The sequence below is a fragment of the Spirosoma fluviale genome (genome assembly GCF_900230225.1).
Lineage (GTDB): Bacteria > Bacteroidota > Bacteroidia > Cytophagales > Spirosomataceae > Spirosoma > Spirosoma fluviale.
In genome coordinates this window covers 1,801,941-1,818,892 of the sequence record NZ_OCNH01000001.1, presented here as the reverse complement: position 1 = coordinate 1,818,892, position 16,952 = coordinate 1,801,941, and the positions used below count along the sequence as shown (strand labels likewise).

14 protein-coding genes are annotated in these 16,952 nt (G+C 48.6%); 5 read left to right on the top strand and 9 right to left on the bottom strand.

What is annotated here, in order from left to right:
• Positions 1-53: 53 nt before the first annotated feature.
• The 5 genes from CRO74_RS07690 to CRO74_RS07670 form a co-directional block, all read right to left on the bottom strand.
• A complete protein-coding gene (locus tag CRO74_RS07690; protein ID WP_097125393.1) occupies positions 54-1,379 on the bottom strand; it encodes an ABC transporter permease in 1,326 nt (441 codons plus the stop codon).
• An 81-nt stretch (positions 1,380-1,460) separates the two neighbouring features.
• The gene (locus CRO74_RS07685) at positions 1,461-2,378 is read right to left on the bottom strand and encodes an ABC transporter ATP-binding protein (RefSeq protein ID WP_097125392.1); all 918 of its coding nucleotides are present in this window, start codon (positions 2,376-2,378) and stop codon (positions 1,461-1,463) included.
• A 176-nt stretch (positions 2,379-2,554) separates the two neighbouring features.
• A complete protein-coding gene (locus tag CRO74_RS07680; protein ID WP_097125391.1) occupies positions 2,555-2,992 on the bottom strand; it encodes a chromate transporter in 438 nt (145 codons plus the stop codon).
• A gap of 92 nt (positions 2,993-3,084) precedes the next feature.
• Positions 3,085-4,332 carry a dicarboxylate/amino acid:cation symporter gene (locus CRO74_RS07675; protein WP_097125390.1) on the bottom strand — a complete coding sequence of 416 codons (1,248 nt, stop codon included), beginning with the start codon at positions 4,330-4,332 and terminating at the stop codon, positions 3,085-3,087.
• Positions 4,333-4,517: 185 nt separating this feature from the next.
• Entirely contained in the window at positions 4,518-4,982 is a 465-nt protein-coding gene (locus CRO74_RS07670; RefSeq protein ID WP_097125389.1) for an SRPBCC family protein, read from the bottom strand.
• 159 nt (positions 4,983-5,141) lie between these two features.
• Between CRO74_RS07670 and CRO74_RS07665 the strand changes: the two genes are divergently transcribed.
• The 3 genes from CRO74_RS07665 to CRO74_RS07655 all read left to right on the top strand — a co-directional run bounded on the left by CRO74_RS07665 (position 5,142) and on the right by CRO74_RS07655 (position 10,752).
• Positions 5,142-9,167: an ATP-binding protein gene (locus CRO74_RS07665; protein ID WP_097125388.1), complete on the top strand. Its 4,026-nt coding sequence runs from the start codon at positions 5,142-5,144 to the stop codon at positions 9,165-9,167.
• A gap of 239 nt (positions 9,168-9,406) precedes the next feature.
• A complete protein-coding gene (locus CRO74_RS07660) occupies positions 9,407-9,799 on the top strand; it encodes a LytR/AlgR family response regulator transcription factor (RefSeq protein ID WP_097125387.1) in 393 nt (130 codons plus the stop codon).
• Between the two features lie 224 nt (positions 9,800-10,023).
• Positions 10,024-10,752 carry an endonuclease III domain-containing protein gene (locus CRO74_RS07655; protein WP_097125386.1) on the top strand — a complete coding sequence of 243 codons (729 nt, stop codon included), beginning with the start codon at positions 10,024-10,026 and terminating at the stop codon, positions 10,750-10,752.
• A 69-nt stretch (positions 10,753-10,821) separates the two neighbouring features.
• On the opposite strand, the gene CRO74_RS07650 is transcribed toward CRO74_RS07655, so the two are convergent.
• From CRO74_RS07650 to CRO74_RS07640, 3 genes are all read right to left on the bottom strand, one after another.
• Entirely contained in the window at positions 10,822-11,523 is a 702-nt protein-coding gene (locus tag CRO74_RS07650) for a helix-hairpin-helix domain-containing protein (RefSeq protein ID WP_097125385.1), read from the bottom strand.
• 84 nt (positions 11,524-11,607) lie between these two features.
• Entirely contained in the window at positions 11,608-12,099 is a 492-nt protein-coding gene (locus tag CRO74_RS07645; protein WP_097126046.1) for a helix-hairpin-helix domain-containing protein, read from the bottom strand.
• 82 nt (positions 12,100-12,181) lie between these two features.
• On the bottom strand, positions 12,182-13,150 hold the full coding sequence (locus tag CRO74_RS07640; RefSeq protein ID WP_097125384.1) for an OmpA family protein: 969 nt from the start codon (positions 13,148-13,150) through the stop codon (positions 12,182-12,184).
• A 405-nt stretch (positions 13,151-13,555) separates the two neighbouring features.
• Here CRO74_RS07640 and CRO74_RS07635 point away from each other — a divergent pair, with 405 nt between their 5' ends.
• Both CRO74_RS07635 and CRO74_RS07630 read left to right on the top strand, forming a co-directional pair.
• Entirely contained in the window at positions 13,556-14,575 is a 1,020-nt protein-coding gene (locus tag CRO74_RS07635; protein ID WP_097125383.1) for a threonine aldolase family protein, read from the top strand.
• 103 nt (positions 14,576-14,678) lie between these two features.
• A complete protein-coding gene (locus tag CRO74_RS07630) occupies positions 14,679-16,277 on the top strand; it encodes a carbon-nitrogen hydrolase family protein (RefSeq protein WP_097125382.1) in 1,599 nt (532 codons plus the stop codon).
• 77 nt (positions 16,278-16,354) lie between these two features.
• Here CRO74_RS07630 and CRO74_RS07625 read toward each other — a convergent pair whose 3' ends face one another.
• Positions 16,355-16,780, bottom strand: coding sequence for a ribosomal maturation YjgA family protein (locus CRO74_RS07625; protein WP_245877778.1), 426 nt, complete (start codon positions 16,778-16,780; stop codon positions 16,355-16,357).
• Between the last annotated feature and the right edge of the window lie 172 nt (positions 16,781-16,952).

Genomic DNA, 16,952 nt, shown 5'->3' with positions numbered 1-16,952 from the left:
AGTGTAGTGTGTAGTCGACTCCACCTACTTCACTTACTCCACCACTCCACTATTTACCCTTTATAAAATACCCATTTCGAGAGTTCGCGGAAGGTGACTTTCTTGCCATACATCAGGATACCAACCCGGTATATACGGGCGGCCAGCCAGGTGGTTCCCACAAAGCCGAGCACCAGCAGCGCCATGGACAGGGCCAGTTCCCAGGCGGGAACACCAAAAGGAATGCGGACCATCATGACCACGGGCGAAGTAAACGGAATCATGGAGGTCCAGAAAGCCAGCGGTCCATCCGGGTCCCGAACAGCAATCTGCGCAAAGGCAATGGCCGCAATAATGGGCATCATAATGGGGAACATGAACTGTTGCGTTTCAGTCTCGTTATCGACAGCCGCCCCAACCGCTCCGAATAAAGCACTGTAGAGCAAATAACCGCCCAGGAAATAGAACAGAAAACAGGAAACGATGAGCGTTAACGGAAGCGTTTCAATAGCTGCCATCACGTCGGCAACAGGATTCTTAGCCGTAGACATCTTGCTCTGTACCTCCTGTCCGCCGGGCATACCATTCATGCGGGCCGCCATCTGTGTTTGAGCCGTTTCTTTAGGCTGGCTGATAATTTTGGAACCGATCGTCATAAGCCCAATCGTGAGCACAATCCAGAGCATGAACTGCGTCAGACCAACCAGGGCTACCCCGATAATCTTGCCCAGCATCAGTTGGAAGGGTTTTACCGATGAGATAATTACCTCAACAATCCGGTTAGTTTTTTCTTCCATAACACCCCGCATCACCTGAGTACCATAGATCAGCACCGAGATATAAATCAGCAACGCGCAAAATCCGCTGATGATGGTTGTGGCAATCCCGTTATTATTCTTCTCGCCCTCGTCGCTCAGACTGATGGTTTGGGCGTCGACGTTGACTTTGGCATCCTGAATAACTTTCTGGGTAATGCCCGCTTCTTCAAGCTTAATGGTTTCGATCTCTTTGCCGATAGCCCGCTCAATGTTGCTCTGAAGTGCCAGACTAACGCTTTTCTCGGCGAAGATCTTTACCGTTTTTGGCTGTTCGATCACGTCTTTCGGAATGAACACCAGGGCGTTATAGCCTTCTTTGACGAACGATTTTTTCGCTTCGGCCAATGATTGTTTCGGGTAGGAATACAGCGTTTCGTCGTCGTTCTTGAATTGGTTTACGAACCGCCCGCTTTCGTCGACAACGGCAATCTTTTTCTGATTGATCGAGCTAACGGCGGCCCAGCCAATAATGGCATAAAAGCCAAAAATCAGTACCGGCCCTAAAATCGTCATGATGATGAACGACTTTTTACGAACCCGAACCATGTACTCGCGTTTGATAATGAGAAAAATTGTATTCATCAGTTATACCGACCGGCCCGGTCGGCGGAGAAAGCTGTAAAATGAATCATAGACACACGTAACTGTATAAGCGAGTCGGCCTTAGGTTGTTGGCACCTCGCCAACGGCCTGAATGAAGATGTCGTTCATACTCGGAATATTTTCGCCGAATGAGCGCACCGCCACCCGGTCGAGCAAATGCCGGATGAGTTCATTCACGGCGGCATCGGGCGGAATCTTAATATCGGCCCGCATAAACCCATCATCTGTTGGCCGGGTTTTCAGCACGGCAAACGCTGGCGACAGCGTATCGAGCGTGCCCTGGTATTCAACGTGATACGTATGAGTTTTGAACTGCTCCTTGATGGCCTGTTTGGGGCCGTCAAGCACTTTATGCGACCGGTTGATGAGGGCAATGTTATCGCAGAGCTCCTCTACCGACTCCATGCGGTGGGTGGAGAAAATAATGGTCTTGCCTTTGTCCCTCAGCTCCAGAATTTCATCCTTAATGAGGTTGGCGTTGATGGGATCGAAGCCGGAAAAAGGTTCATCCAGGATAATCAAATCCGGCTCGTGCATAACCGTAGCCACAAACTGAACCTTCTGCTGCATACCCTTGGACAAGTCTTCAACATTTTTGGTCCACCAGGTTTTTATATCGAACTTGACGAACCAGATTTTCAGTTTTTCCATCGCCTGCTTTTCCGTAAGCCCTTTTAGCTGAGCCAGATAGAGCAGCTGTTCGCCAACTTTCATTTTCTTATACAGTCCCCTTTCTTCAGGCAAATACCCGATTCGCCTGATGTGGTTGGGATTAAGGCGTTCGCCATCCAGAATGACCTCTCCCGAATCGGGCGCCGTAATCTGGTTGATAATACGAATAAGGGATGTTTTCCCAGCACCGTTTGGACCCAAAAGTCCAAAAATACACCCTTTGGGAACGGATAAACTGACATCGTCAAGCGCCCGATGTTCCGCGTACTGTTTGATAATGTGGTGAGTTTCGAGGATGTTGTTCATCAACGACGTTCAGTTAGTTTAGGGAATTACAACATACAATGCACCAATCTACGGGTATCTGGTATGCATTGGCAATCAATATACGGATGAACTGTTGACCGGCTATATGGGCGGCAATAAAAAAGGCCGTAGTCTACACAAGTACGGCCTTTTTTGCTCTATACTGAACGAACGACTCAGTTATAATAGTCCCGAATCTGAAAAAGCAGCATTAAAAATAACAGACCAAACAAAATGCCGAAGAAACTAAAGGAAAAAATACTGGCTAAAATGTTGATCAATTGAGCATAGTAGCTTAACACCCACCCCTGCCGTTTGCGGTTAAACAAACCGGGGAGAGCCAGAGCCCACAACACCACCTGCCCAATTGTAAGCACCATGGCGATGGTGTACCCAAACCCGGCGCCAACCCCACCCAGGTAGGATAAAGGCAGGAAAGCCGTTCCTATGCCCAGAAAGATCAGAATACCGGGTAATGTCAGAATGAGCAGAACGAGCGAAACGATAGGCCAGTACTTGACAAACCCGACACGAAATTCAATTGGAAACTGAAACGGTGCTTTCGTCGTGAAATAAGGAGCCAGTTCGGTCTCCAGCAGAGCAGGTTGATTCATAAGTATCTGACGTAAAAGATAGGGAAATAAGGATTTTAGTGCTTAAATGTACCGTTTCCTTCGCCTGTTCTACGCAAATCACCCATGTTTTATTAAACGGTTACTTCATCATTTTCAACGGGCTGCACCCGAAACTCCCCTTCCCATTTCGAGATCACACAGGTAGCCACGGCATTCCCGGCAACGCTCGTTGCCGAACGACCCATGTCGAGCACCTGGTCGATACCCAGCAACAAAGCCAGTCCTTCGATGGGGAGGTTGAACAGGGACATGGTTCCGGCAATGACCACCAGCGACGCACGGGGTACGCCCGCAATGCCTTTGGAGGTGATCATCAGCGTGAGCATCATGGTTATCTGCTGCTCAATACTGAGGGGTACATGGTAGGCCTGAGCAATAAAGGCAGTGGCGAAGGTCATGTACAGCATCGACCCATCCAGGTTAAACGAATAGCCCAGCGGCAATACAAAGGATATAATCCGCTCCGAACAGCCAAACCGGCGCAGGGCTTCGATTGTCTGTGGAAACGAAGCCTCCGAGCTGGCCGTACTGAACGACAGGATAACTGCCGAACGAATCTCCTTCAGCAGCGCAATGTAAGGAATACCGACCACTAAACAGATAGCCGCCAGAACGACGAAGATGAAGAATAACAGTCCACCAAAGAAACAGAGAATCAGATATACATAGCCGCCCAGAATACCCAGCCCCTGCTGCGCAACAATGGCGGCAATGGCCCCCAATACCCCAAACGGAGCAAACGCCATGACGTAACCCGTTACTTTGAACATAATATGCGACAGCGCATCCAGCGCCTTGATCATGATCTTACCCTGCGCACCAACGGCACCCACGGCAATCCCGAAAAAGATACTGAACACCACAATCTGAAGAATTTCGTTGTTTGCCAGTGCATCAATAAAACTGGTTGGAACAATGTGCGTAATGAAATTCTCCATCGACATTTTCTGCGCTTCAACGCCCACATCTGTTCCTTTAGCGGGCAACTGGGTAATGTTCATTACTTCGCCGGGGCGCATGATATTGACCACCAATAAGCCAACAACGAGGGATAAAATAGTAGCAAAGTAAAAATAGGCCAGTGTTTTAAGCCCAATACGACCCACCGTACCAAAATCACCTAATTTGGCAATTCCCACTACAAGCGTAGCAAAGACAAGCGGCCCGATAATCATTTTTATGAGCCGAAGGAAAATTTTTGACAGGATGTTCAGATCGGTCCCCGAAAAACCAGAACCCGTGTCCGGGAAAAAGTAGCCGATGGCTATACCGAGCACCATGCCCAGAAAAATACGCGTTGTTAGGTTAGGTAGTTTCATGAAGTGAGATTAAAAGACCCCTCGTAGACAAATGTAAAAGAATCCGGGCAGTTCAAAAAGTCCATCGCGTCTTGCCTGAGGGATAGAAAGACTTAAAAACGTAGATTTTGGGTTGCCTGACTCTTTTTTTGCAAATTTGACACCCACTATATACTAATCACCTAAATCTATAGATTGATTTTAATTTAATTATGTGGCTTGCGCGTACGGAAAACGCGTTTGTAAATGGGTTTTCGGTACACGAACTGAAGCCAGAGTAATGGATAAAACAAATAGTCGGTAAGTAAAAAACCTGTTTTGAACGTTATATCATCAATCACGAGCGTTTGGTTGTTTCCGGGTTGGGGTAACCGTTGCAGTCGATGACGATGTTGCCAGTAGGACAGGAAAAAAGGCAGCTTAACACCCTGATCGATGAAAAAAATCTCTTCGTCACTCGTCTGTTGGTCCGTAATATCACTGATCCAGTCCTGACGAAAGAGGAGGAAATTTAATCGTAAATGAACAACGTCACCCGGTAAACATCCATCAAATCGAATAACATCAACGGGGGGAAACGGGGGGCTGAGCTGGTTAAAAAGTGAACGGTCGAACCCAGCCCAAACAGCAGGGAGTGGTTGTTCAACCGGAGTACTTAACAGAATACGCATGGAAGATATAGGGAGAAAAATAAATGAAATTAGGCGTCATTTATTTACTTTCAATAAAAATTCATTACTTTAAAGTTAAAAATATCTGCTCAATGGGTTAATCAGCTGATTTATTCCGTGATTAATACCGCTTGCGTTGAGCAACTTTCAATTTTACTTATGCGCTGGCTTACCCATTGGGCATTTTTCTGGATACTGTTGCCTGGTTTATCCGTGCCGTTATGGGCATCTCCAGAACCGGAATACCTAACTGTCCGCAACGGTTTACCACAGGGATTCGTCAAATCATTGATTCAGGATAAGAGAGGATTCATCTGGCTGGCCACTCGCGATGGCCTATGCCGATACGATGGCCTCCATTTTCGAATATATACCCACGACCCTCAACAAGCCAGGTCACTGTCGTTCAGCAGTATTTATGAGATCAAAGACGACCGGCAGGGGAAACTCTGGGTCCGCACTGAAAACAATAACGTCGATTGCTTTGACCCGGTAACTGAACAAACCAAACGGGTTTCCAACTCACTTGCCTTTCAACAGGCATTAGGGCGGGACCAACTCGTTGGCATTCAGCCAGACCATGCCGGTAATGTGTGGGTAGCCACGCAAACAAACGGCTTTTTTCGGCTCAATGCAAACGGTAGTGTTTCGAACCGGCACTGGATGATCCAGAACGATAGCAGTCAACGGACACTTCATGCCCTGCTTCTTGACCCACATAATCAACTGTGGCTGGCTGCATCCGACGGTTTATTTCGTTTCAATCCGGCTCAAAGGCAATTTGCTGTCTATCGTTCGGCACAGGGGCTACCCCAGGATAAAGTCTTTGCGCTACATGAGCGCTCAACTGGTGAACTGTTACTTGGATTTCCGGGCCGCTTTGCCATTTTTAACCCCACCAGCGGGCAGGTGCGGCAGGTGGTATCAGTACCCGGTCTGCCAACGGCCGTACCCCTTTTTGCCAAAGATTACCGAGGCACTGATTATATTAACCAAAACCGATTTACAGACCAGACTGGGCTAGTTTCACTAATGGGCGACACAGGCGGCCAAAATGGGCTCAATCTGCTCATTAATCAGCCAGCCACTCTCAGCCGGTCTTCCGCTGTTTCGTTACTGGTTGATCGAACGAATGTGCTCTGGATCGGCCTGAATGGCGATGGTGTGATCAAATATGATCTTAATAAACGTCCGTTTCAGACGTGGCCCTACACGCAAAACTTCCAGACCGACTGGCTCACCCAACAGTTTAATGTACCCCTCAGCGCGGTTCCGGCAGTGATACGTCAACAATCATCTGCCGGTATGCGGTACCAGTTTGACCGTCAGAAAAACCTGTGGATCACCAGCCCGGAGATGGCACCTTACCGCTACAACCCTAACCGACAAACATTTTCGCCGGTTGAACCAACAGGGATAGAACCGCACTGGCTACCAAACGGGCAGTTTCAGTTTACGGCTCTTTCGGCGGGTGCCCAGGGTGAACTATGGGGCCTGCTGGGTCCTCATAACCGGGCCGTGGTTCGACATAATCCCGATAAGGAAACATTCACGGCTTTTCCACTACCCCTGCCCAAAAACCATCCTTATGTTATTACGGCAATGGTCGTGGATGGTGGCCGGGTTTACATGGCTACGAAAAACCACGGCTTACTGCGGGCCGATTTATCCGTAAAGCGGCTTATCCAATGGCACAGTGGCGGCACTACTGAACGAAACTTACCCGGCGATGCGCTCCTGTGTCTCGCTCAGGACCCGCTTCAGTACAATCATCTATGGATTGGTACCTTTGGGGAAGGCTTGTGTCGACTCGATAAATTAACGGGTAAAATTCAGCGATTCCCGGTTGGTCAGGCCTTGTCGAACAATGTCATTTATGCGATACGGGCCGACCGCAACGGTCATTTATGGCTCAGTACCAACCGGGGATTATGTCGATTCGACACCCGAACGCTGGAAGCTCGCAACTATATGGCCGACGATGGGCTGCCCGGTGAGGAATTTAAGCAGTTTCATGATGTTGCCCTGCCCGACGGACGACTAATTTTTGGGGGTACCGGCGGGTATACAACTTTCGATCCGCGCCGGGTTAGTGAAGACCCCGTAAAACCCGTGGTTGCGCTTACCGCCCTGCGCATCAATAACCAATGGGTAAACGCCACAACACCAGGCTCCCCAATTCAGCGGGATATAAACGAACTGACCGAACTAACGTTAGACCACTGGCAAAACTTCCTGTCTATTGACTTTTCTGCCCTTGAGTTTAACCGAACCCACAAAAATCAATACCGGTACAAATTAATCGGGTTAGATAACGACTGGGTCTACAGCGGTAATAAGGCGACGGCTACCTACACGAATCTCCCCCCTAATACGTACACATTGATTGTCAATGCGTCGAATACGTCGAGTATCTGGAGCCCGCATATGCATTCATTACGCATTGTGATCAAGCCCCCGATCTGGGCAACCTGGTGGGCATATACTGGCTATGCACTGTTGCTCGTGGGCGCTATTATTCTTTTCGTGCGAGTACGCATTAATCGTATCCGGATGAAGAGCCTTATTGAATTGCGGGAACGGGAGTCAATTCATTTAAAACACCTTGACGAAGTCAAAACGCGTTTTTTCGCCAATATAACCCACGAATTTCGTACGCCACTGACGTTGATTCTAACCCCACTTGAGCAGGTGTTGCACGACTCGGCCGATTCTCCATTTCACAATCGCCTTTCGCTCATCTATCGAAACGCCAATCGGCTTCTGCGCCTGATTAATGAATTACTCGATCTGGCTAAACTCGATGCCGGAAACCTCACCCTTACCCCGGCGCCCGCCGATTTGCAGGAGTTCATTACCCGTACCGTTCTGGTGTTTACGGATGAGGTACAACGCAAGCACATTCAATTGTTACAAACGCACCATTTTAACCAACCGTACTATTGGTTCGATTCGGATAAAGTCGAAAAAATCTTGACGAACCTGTTATCGAATGCGTTGAAATTTACCAATGAGAACGGCTCAATAAACGTGTTCACAGACGTATCACCAACTAACCAAACGGCCTTATCCTCCCCGGTCGATCTAATTAAAGTGGTGGTTCAGAATACCGGTACGGGCATTCCAAGACACCAGCTACCGCATATTTTTAACCGATTTTACCAGGCCGATCCCATGACTGAGCAATCTGTGGGTGGTTCAGGAATTGGTTTGGCACTCGTAAAGGAACTGGTCGAACTGATGAAAGGTACCATTTCGGTAGAGAGTGATCTGCACGCGGGAACTACCTTTACGGTCGAGTTACCCTGCCGCCAGGCGCGCGCCGATCTGGTCAATAACGGCCAGGACAATGAATCCGGACTAAGCTCCGGCAAGCAGCGAGCTACGGTTCATCAAAATGGTCAGGACGATAAGATGCCATACATTTTACTGGCGGAAGATGATGATGACATTGCCAGCTTTATCCTGACCACACTTAGTACGGAGTGGCGGGTACTGCGGGTAAATAACGGAAAGGCGGGTTTGGAAGCCGCCATCATGAACGGCCCGGACTTAATCATCAGCGATGTTCTGATGCCCGAGCTCAATGGGTATGAACTTTGCTATCAATTAAAAAATAACCCGATAACCAGTCACATCCCGATACTGCTGCTAACCGCGAAAGTATCTGCCGAAAGTCGACTTGAAGGATTAAATGCCGGTGCTGACGACTACCTGGCCAAACCCTTCCAGGTCGATGAGTTACGCGCCCGCATCCGAAACCGGCTGGCTCAGCAGCAGCAGGCCCGCCATTACTTCCGAAGCCAGTTATTGCGGGAAGGGTACCTGCCACTTGCCAGTCAGGCACCGGAAGACGACTTTATGAACCGCGTGTATGCCCTTCTGGAATCTCACCTCGACGACTCTACGTTTGGCGTAGAACCACTTGCCTCTGCCATTGGCATGAGCCGGATGCACCTCAACCGGAAAATCAAAGCGATGACCGGTTTAAGCCCGATTGAACTGATTCGGGCTGTACGATTAAAACGAGCGGCTGAATTGCTGATAACCGGTGCTTCAGTATCCGAAGTTGCCGATCGGGTTGGCTTCGATACCCCTGCCTATTTCTCTAAGGTTTTTAAGGAACACTACCAGTTGACCCCTTCGGAATACGTTGAGCAACATCGGCAGGAGATGCCGAAATAAATTTCTGAGCAGGAGTGGAGCTAAGTAAATTATGCCCTTGTATGCCTTGAAATCGGTAAAAACTATGGGCTATATTGTTTAAATGAGGCATTAACTCACGTAAAAAGAAACTTTATTAATTGATGTTACAAATTTTATAGGCTGTGTTACGAAACAGCAAGCCTTCAGCGTGGATTGGTTTTAGTATTGCATCAGTTACTTATTAATTCAAAGTCTCTGATCAAGTAATACCCTCACGTATGTCAATATCCACTTTTTCTTTTTCAAACCGAGTGGCCCCAACCGAGTGGCCTCCCCTCAAACTTTATCTACGTGAAACAGGACGTCAGCTCTTTTCAGTTTCTGACCTCGTATATCTCCAGGCTGTTGCTAATTATAGCTGGTTGAACTGGGCAGACGGCAAACGAATGCTCATGCCCCGTACACTTAAATACTATTCACCCCAACTACCAACTGAATTATTTATTCGTCTCCACCGTAACTGTGTTGTTAACCGGCACTTCGTGGAACGGCTGGAACGCACAGACACAGGTGGCCTTGTTCATCTGACTACGGGTGAAGTCCTGCCAGTTTCACGTCGTCGCTGGAGTTTGGTTCGTCGGCAGTTAGCCAACAACAGACCATTGAATTAATGGTAACGTCCTAATTTTATCTGCCTATTCAGTTACAATTACGAACGTAGTCATGAGAACCAGTAGCCGACTCACTTTGTGGGGTCGGCTATTACTCCTTGGGCATAGGCCTCACTACCTACCCCCTTCCGGGAGTGTGAGATGACAGTTCACGTCGGCTGGAACATTTCAGGATTGGCGGGGTTATAGTCAATGGCACGATAACACCTGCCTCCTGCCCTTTTATGCAATCCAGTCCCGATCTGGCTCACAAAACGCTCGATGCCCACCAGCGGTTAAATGAGCACTATGGCATTCAACCTATTCAGGGCTACAGCGACCCGATGCATGAGCTAATTGGCACTATTCTCTCGCATCGAACGACTCACGCCAATGAAGTTACCGCTTACCGAACCATGCGCGAGCGATTCCCGAACTGGGAGCAGGTGCGGGATGCACCCTTGCCAGAGTTGATCGATGCCATCCGGTCGGCAAACTACCCTGAAGTCAAAGCCCCTTACATACAGAATCTGCTTACCCACCTTTTCCGGGAAACAGGGCAGGCTAATATTGATTTTCTGGATAAACTATCTACCGAAGAAGCGATGGCCTGGCTTACCAAACTACCAGGCATCGGTATGAAAACCGCTACGCTTCTGTTACTTTTTAAATTTCAGAAACCCGTTCTGCCCGTTGATACCCACGTTCACCGCGTTACCCAACGGCTTGGCCTGATAGGCCCAAAGGTGAGTGCCGAAAAAGCCCACACCCTGCTACCCTCCTACTTACCACCCGATGCGCTGGTGCTGTTCAACTTCCACAAACATTTTTACTGGCATGGCCAGCGTATTTGCACCTGGTACTTTCCAAAATGCAGGGAGTGCGTTTTGCAGACCATGTGCGACTTTTACCAGTCGGGTGGTACGATGGCATTGAGTAGTACACCAACCCGAAAGAAACCGCCTGGTGGGTAATGGCGTAGACAAAAAACACGAAAGCCCTGCCAGCGTACAATCTGGCAGGGCTTTCGTATGATTAAAAACTTAGTTGGCAGCTCCGCTCTTACGTTCGTAAAACGCCTTTGCCTGCTTAACCCACTCATCCCGCTCAATGCGGCCGGGGAAAAACTCAATCAGTTCATTTACTTTATCGATGTCTTCTTTCGTGAAATTAGCGATCTGTTTGAAGGTGTAGATGCCCAGACTGTGGAGTTTACGCTCAAGAAACGGCCCTATGCCTACAATATCCTTCAGGTCATCCGATTCGGTAGCCGTGGCCCGACCAATCCGGTCGAAGTTAACTTCACTGGCGCGGGCAGCGATACGATTCAGGACGGCGGCTTCCGAATTATCAGGTTTGGTGATCACATTCGGAACAACGGGCGGGGTTTCGGGAATCAGTACAACGGGCGATGAACTAACCGTTGACACGGCCGAATCGGCATCGATAAATTCTGGCGTATCGTCGTTGGTAAACGCAGGTAACAGTGGATCAGCATGAACAAATACCGGCGGTACAGCTAGTTTTGGTTCCGGTATACCTGGCGTACTCACATTGTCCATCAGCTTCGCCTGCCGACATCTTTCGAGTTCTGCCTCGCTTTCGGCAATGGAGGAACGTAATGCGTTTACCCGGCCAGAAAGTACGATCCGGCCTACTAGCCAGCCAATAAAGGCGGCAAACATAAGCAGCAGTACGATTTCTATGATAGCCACCGGTTGGCTAAAGGGGTCTAATCCAAACATAACAGGATTTTTGTTTAAGTAGGTTTATTAGCTCATCGGCAGAAAGCTCGGTGTCCCTTTTACCAACTGCCAGAGCTGAGAAATTTATTTTTTATTTGCCAATTCCGCAGCTTGCCCAACCCAGTTATCCCGCTCTATACGACCTGGGAAAAACTCGATGATGTCGTTAACCTGCTCGATGTCGTCATGCGCAAAATTGGCAATCTGCCGGAATGTATAAATTCCGATTGCATTGAGTTTTTTCTCCAGAAAGGGACCTATTCCAATGATAATTTTAAGATCATCTGCATCAACAGCGGATGCCATGCCTATCCGACCGAAGTTTATTTCGCTCGAACGGGTCCGGATACGGTTCAGGACAATGGTTTCCTCATCATTGGTATCGCTGATTATGGGCGTTTTTCGGTAGCAATCGTCAAGATCGCGTTCTGTTGTGGTAAGACTCCCTTCGAGTTCGCTAATGGTACTCCGCTGGGAAACATACCCTATAATAAAGCCCAACACAGCAGCTACGACCAGCATAATCAACTGCTGCAACTGCGCATCCGGTAGGTTAAGGGGATTCATGTCAAACATAATTGTATGCGTTAAAAAGTTGGGACGTTTACGGCGCTGGAGTTCTACCCGAAACGCCATTAACGAAAACGTTTGGTGAGTATCATTCAACGACTACGGTAACGCGTCGATTGGCCTTACGACCGGAAATGGTGTTGTTATCCGCTTTCGGTTCCGTTTCTCCTTTAGCCCGAACATCTATCTGGCTAGCCTCAATACCGGTTTTACGCAATTTGGCCTTAACGTCATTAGCGCGATCCCGGGATAACTGCATGTTTACTGCATCGGGACCTGAATTATCGGTATGTCCGGTTAGAACGAGTTTTTTGTCTTTATGGCCAGCCAGGTAGGCAGCGGCTTCGGCAAAGAATTTTTTTGTTTCGTCCGTCTGGAGGTAGTTTGCCTGAGCCAATGGGAAGTAAAGGTCGATTGGCTTGAATACTGACGTGAATTTCTCCGCTTCGGCCAGTGCCTTTTCCGTGGTTGGCTCCGTTAGCTTAACAACAGCCGGTGCCGTGGTGGTGTCTGTTGACACAGCTGGCTCAGCCCCGCTGAAAGCAAAATCAAGACCTCCATAGAGTGAATCGCCTTTGGCCGCCTGAAACAGTAAGTCCTGTTCTACACTTTTTGTGGTGAGTGAAGCCGCCGGTATGCCCTGCTGAACAAGGTACTGCCGGATGCCCTCTGCCCGAGCCAGACCCAGATTAGGAAAGGTGGTAGAGTTCGATTCACTCGGCGAGTAATAACCAATAATTTCGAGGCTTCGACCGGGATTGGCTTTTAAATACGCAATCATTGTTTCCAGCGACCCTCCCAGGGTGTTCATGTTCGCATTAGCTCCCGATTTGGCAAAACTGAAGTTTCCCGGCAAATCCAGTCGAAAAAGATCACCATCCGCTATCGAGTACCCTTCAGCACTGGCCGATAGACTATCGGGAGAGAGATTAGTTGGTGCAGCAACCGATTGCGGGACGTTACCGCATAGCTGCTTGATTTTACATACATGCCACCAGGTAGAGCCGATCATCCAGAGCAGAAGCAGGACGATCCAGGGAGTTTTGTTTGTCAGCATAATAAGGGCTGTAGGTTAGTACTTATACAGTAGTTATCGTACAGACTGAGACAGCTTTGGGTGAGAAAGGTTACCCAAAAATAATTGTAAGTGATGCAAAAGCAAGATTATCACCCCTATTGGGCACATTTATGTCCTGAATCCTTTCCAGAAATCCTCCGGATGACCTAAGATTGATTAACAGTTATTGATTATTGCATAACTGGATACTAACTGCTTCATAAACTCAATGACCAACATCTAATGACCCATTCACTAATAACTTAATAACGAATGACTTAATAACCAGCAACCAATGACGAATGACTTACTAACCGGCAGCCAGTACCTAAAAAATCACCGATGCTCCCAAACTACTGTCGGATGGCGTTAACTTGCTGTTTTAAACAGCCTGATTGTCGATAAATGATTATTGATCTGCGTAGCGATACCGTTACACAACCCACGCCCGCCATGCGCGAGGCCATGTTTTCAGCCCAACTTGGTGACGATGTCCTTGGCGACGACCCAACAGTAATTGCCCTCGAAACACAGGCCGCTTCTTTGTTTGGCATGGAAGCAGCGCTGTTTTGTGCGTCGGGTACCATGACCAACCAGCTTGCCATCCGTACCCATACCCGCCCCGGCGATGATGTCATCTGCGATTATTTATCCCACGTCTACCAGTATGAAGGCGGGGGGATCTCGGTGAATGCACTGGCTTCGGTGAGCCTGGCACACGGCGAACGGGGTAAACTCACCCCGGCACTTATTCGTGATTACATCTACAATCCGGCCGACTCGCACAAACCGTTGTCGAGACTGGTTGTGCTTGAAAATACGATCAACAAGGGCGGGGGCTGCTATTATACCGTTCCCCAAATTGCCGCTATTCGAAAAGTGTGCGATGAACATGGGCTTATTCTACACTTAGACGGTGCCCGGCTGTACAACGCCCTGGTTGAAACCGGCGAACCAACGGGGGCTTACGGCCAGCTATTCGATTCGATCAGTATTTGTTTGTCAAAGGGATTGGGTTGCCCGGTAGGGTCATTGCTGCTTGGCAAAGCCGATTTTATCCAGCAGGCACGACGCTTCCGTAAGTTGATGGGTGGCGGCTGGCGGCAGGCCGGGTTTCTGGCCGCAGCGGGCATCTACGCCCTCGATCACCACATCGACCGGTTGAAACTGGACCATTCCCGCGCTCGTAAAATTGGGGCCATACTCGAACGCCTGCCCGAAGTGGAGGATATTCTCCCGATTGATACGAATATTGTCATTTTCAAATTACCCGAAACCATACTGGCGGCCGATTATGTTAAAACATTGGAAACAAAAGGCATCCGCAGTGTCGCTTTCGGAAAACATCTGGTGCGGTTCGTAACCCACCTCGACTTTACCGACGAGATGCTGATAGAGATGGAAACAATCCTGAACCGGAATTGATGTGATTTTCCTGACTGACTATGATTTTTCACTGTTTAGCTTTCTCCGAAAGCAAGATCATAGTCAGTCAGGAAAATCACATCAATCCCGGTTATGACAAACTATGCATATTCAAACCAGAACATTACAGAAAGAAGACTACCATGACCTGAAAGAGGTTATGATTGAAGTCTACAGCGGTATTGGTGGCGATTATTGGCCCAAAAGCTCGATTACCAAACTCCTCAACATATTTCCGGAGGGGCAGTTTTGTGTAGAGGTCGATGGGAAAGTAGTGGCAATCGCCCTGGCCATCCGGGTGAATTATGCCAAGTTTGGTGATAATCACACCTACTATGAAATTACGGGAGGCTATACTTTTAAAACCCACTCCGACGATGGGGATTATATGTATGGCATTGAGGTATTCGTTCACCCCGATTACCGCGACCTTCGCCTTGGCCGACGCCTGTACGACGCCCGAAAAGAGCTTTGCGAGCAATTGAACCTGAAAGGGATTCTGGCCGGAGGACGTATTCCGAATTATAATAAATACGCCGATGAACTGAGCCCGCGTGAGTACATCGCCAAGGTGAAACAGAAGGAGATTTATGACCCAACCCTCACGTTTCAGCTGTCGAACGATTTCCACGTTCGGAAGGTGTTACGCGGCTACCTGCCCGGCGACTCCGAATCCAAGGAATACGCGACACTGCTGGAGTGGATCAACATTTATTACGTTGCCGAGAAAGACAAAAAGCCGCATACGGATTCGATCATCCGGCTGGGAGTTATTCAATGGCAGATGCGTTTATTCAAAAACCTGAATGCCTTTCTGGAACAGGTTGAATTCTTTGCCAATGCCGTCAGTGACTACCGGGCCGATTTTATGGTGCTGCCCGAGTTTTTCAACACGCCCCTAATGGCCGACTTCAATGATCTGCCGGAGCCCGTTGCCATTCGGAAATTAGCCGACTTTACGGAAGCCGTTCGCGAAAAACTCTGCGAATTTGCCATTTCATATAATGTCAACATTGTGGGTGGCAGCATGCCCCTCGTCGATACGGATGGCAAACTTTATAATGTGGCTTACCTCTGCCGACGCGACGGCTCGTTCGAAGAATACCGCAAGATTCACATCACACCGAACGAAGTCAAACACTATGGTATGGTGGGTGGCTATGAAATCCGGGCCTTCGATACGGACTGCGGAAAAATTGGTATGTTGATCTGTTACGACGTCGAATTCCCGGAACTGGGGCGTATTCTGGCCCAGCAAGGCATGCAAATCCTGTTCGTACCCTTCCTGACCGATACCCAGAACGGCTACTCGCGCGTTCGGCATTGCGCTCAGGCGAGGGCCATCGAAAACGAGTGCTACGTGGCTATTTCGGGCTGTGTGGGCAACCTGCCGCGCGTTCAGAATATGGACATCAACTACGCACAGTCGGCGGTGTTCACTCCTTCTGACTTCCAATTTCCAACCAATGCCGTCAAAGCAGAAGCCACTACTAATACGGAAATGGTACTGATCGCCGACGTGGATTTGAGTTTATTGAAAGAGTTGCACGAACATGGGTCTGTACAGGTTTTAAAAGACCGCCGGACCGATTTGTACGATGTGACCTTGAAAAAAGCGGCCAAGAAAGCCATGAAACAGAAAAAAGCATCGCCCGATAACGATCCGGAACAGGTTGCGCCGATCATTGTTGTGTCGGACTAGATTATGGTCTGATATTGACTGGTTATTAGTTATTAAGTTATTGGTCATTAGTTATCTATTAACCAATAACTTAATAACTAATAACCAGTTTTTTTGCCAACCCTAAAGCGCTTTGGGAGTGCATAAGTCTCCAGCACCACCCCGGCCAGCACCCCTACGCTGTAACAAAGCAAGTCGCTCCATACAAAGGCATACCCCAGCACTAACCCGCCCAGGCGGGTAGCCCGGATGCTATCAATCCAGGGAGCGTGGTACAATTGGCTGATTTCAATGCCAAACGAAAATACAATCGTTGCCAGCGCCAGCGCATTTATGGACCAGGTATTGAACAGCAAAGCAAATCCAAAATAGACCATGAGCGCCCATAACGCATCACCAGCGTAGCGTTTAACGAACGGTACATCGCCGAAGAAGTGTCTGGATGCCAGTCCCATAAGCAGGGTAGAAAGCACAAGCAATCCATAAACGAGTCGATTTCGATTGGCAGGCGGTAGAGTGGACATGTTAACTGGCTTCATGCGGGCAAATAAGTACCGAATCTAAACAACTTGCCCTTAAAACGGAACATTTGAAATCACGCTATACACGTTAACTAACCAATCAGCACCATAAAACTTGCTTTAGGCTTTGTTAGCTCAGCGTTCCTGGAAAAAGCCCTAACGGAAGCGAAGTGAT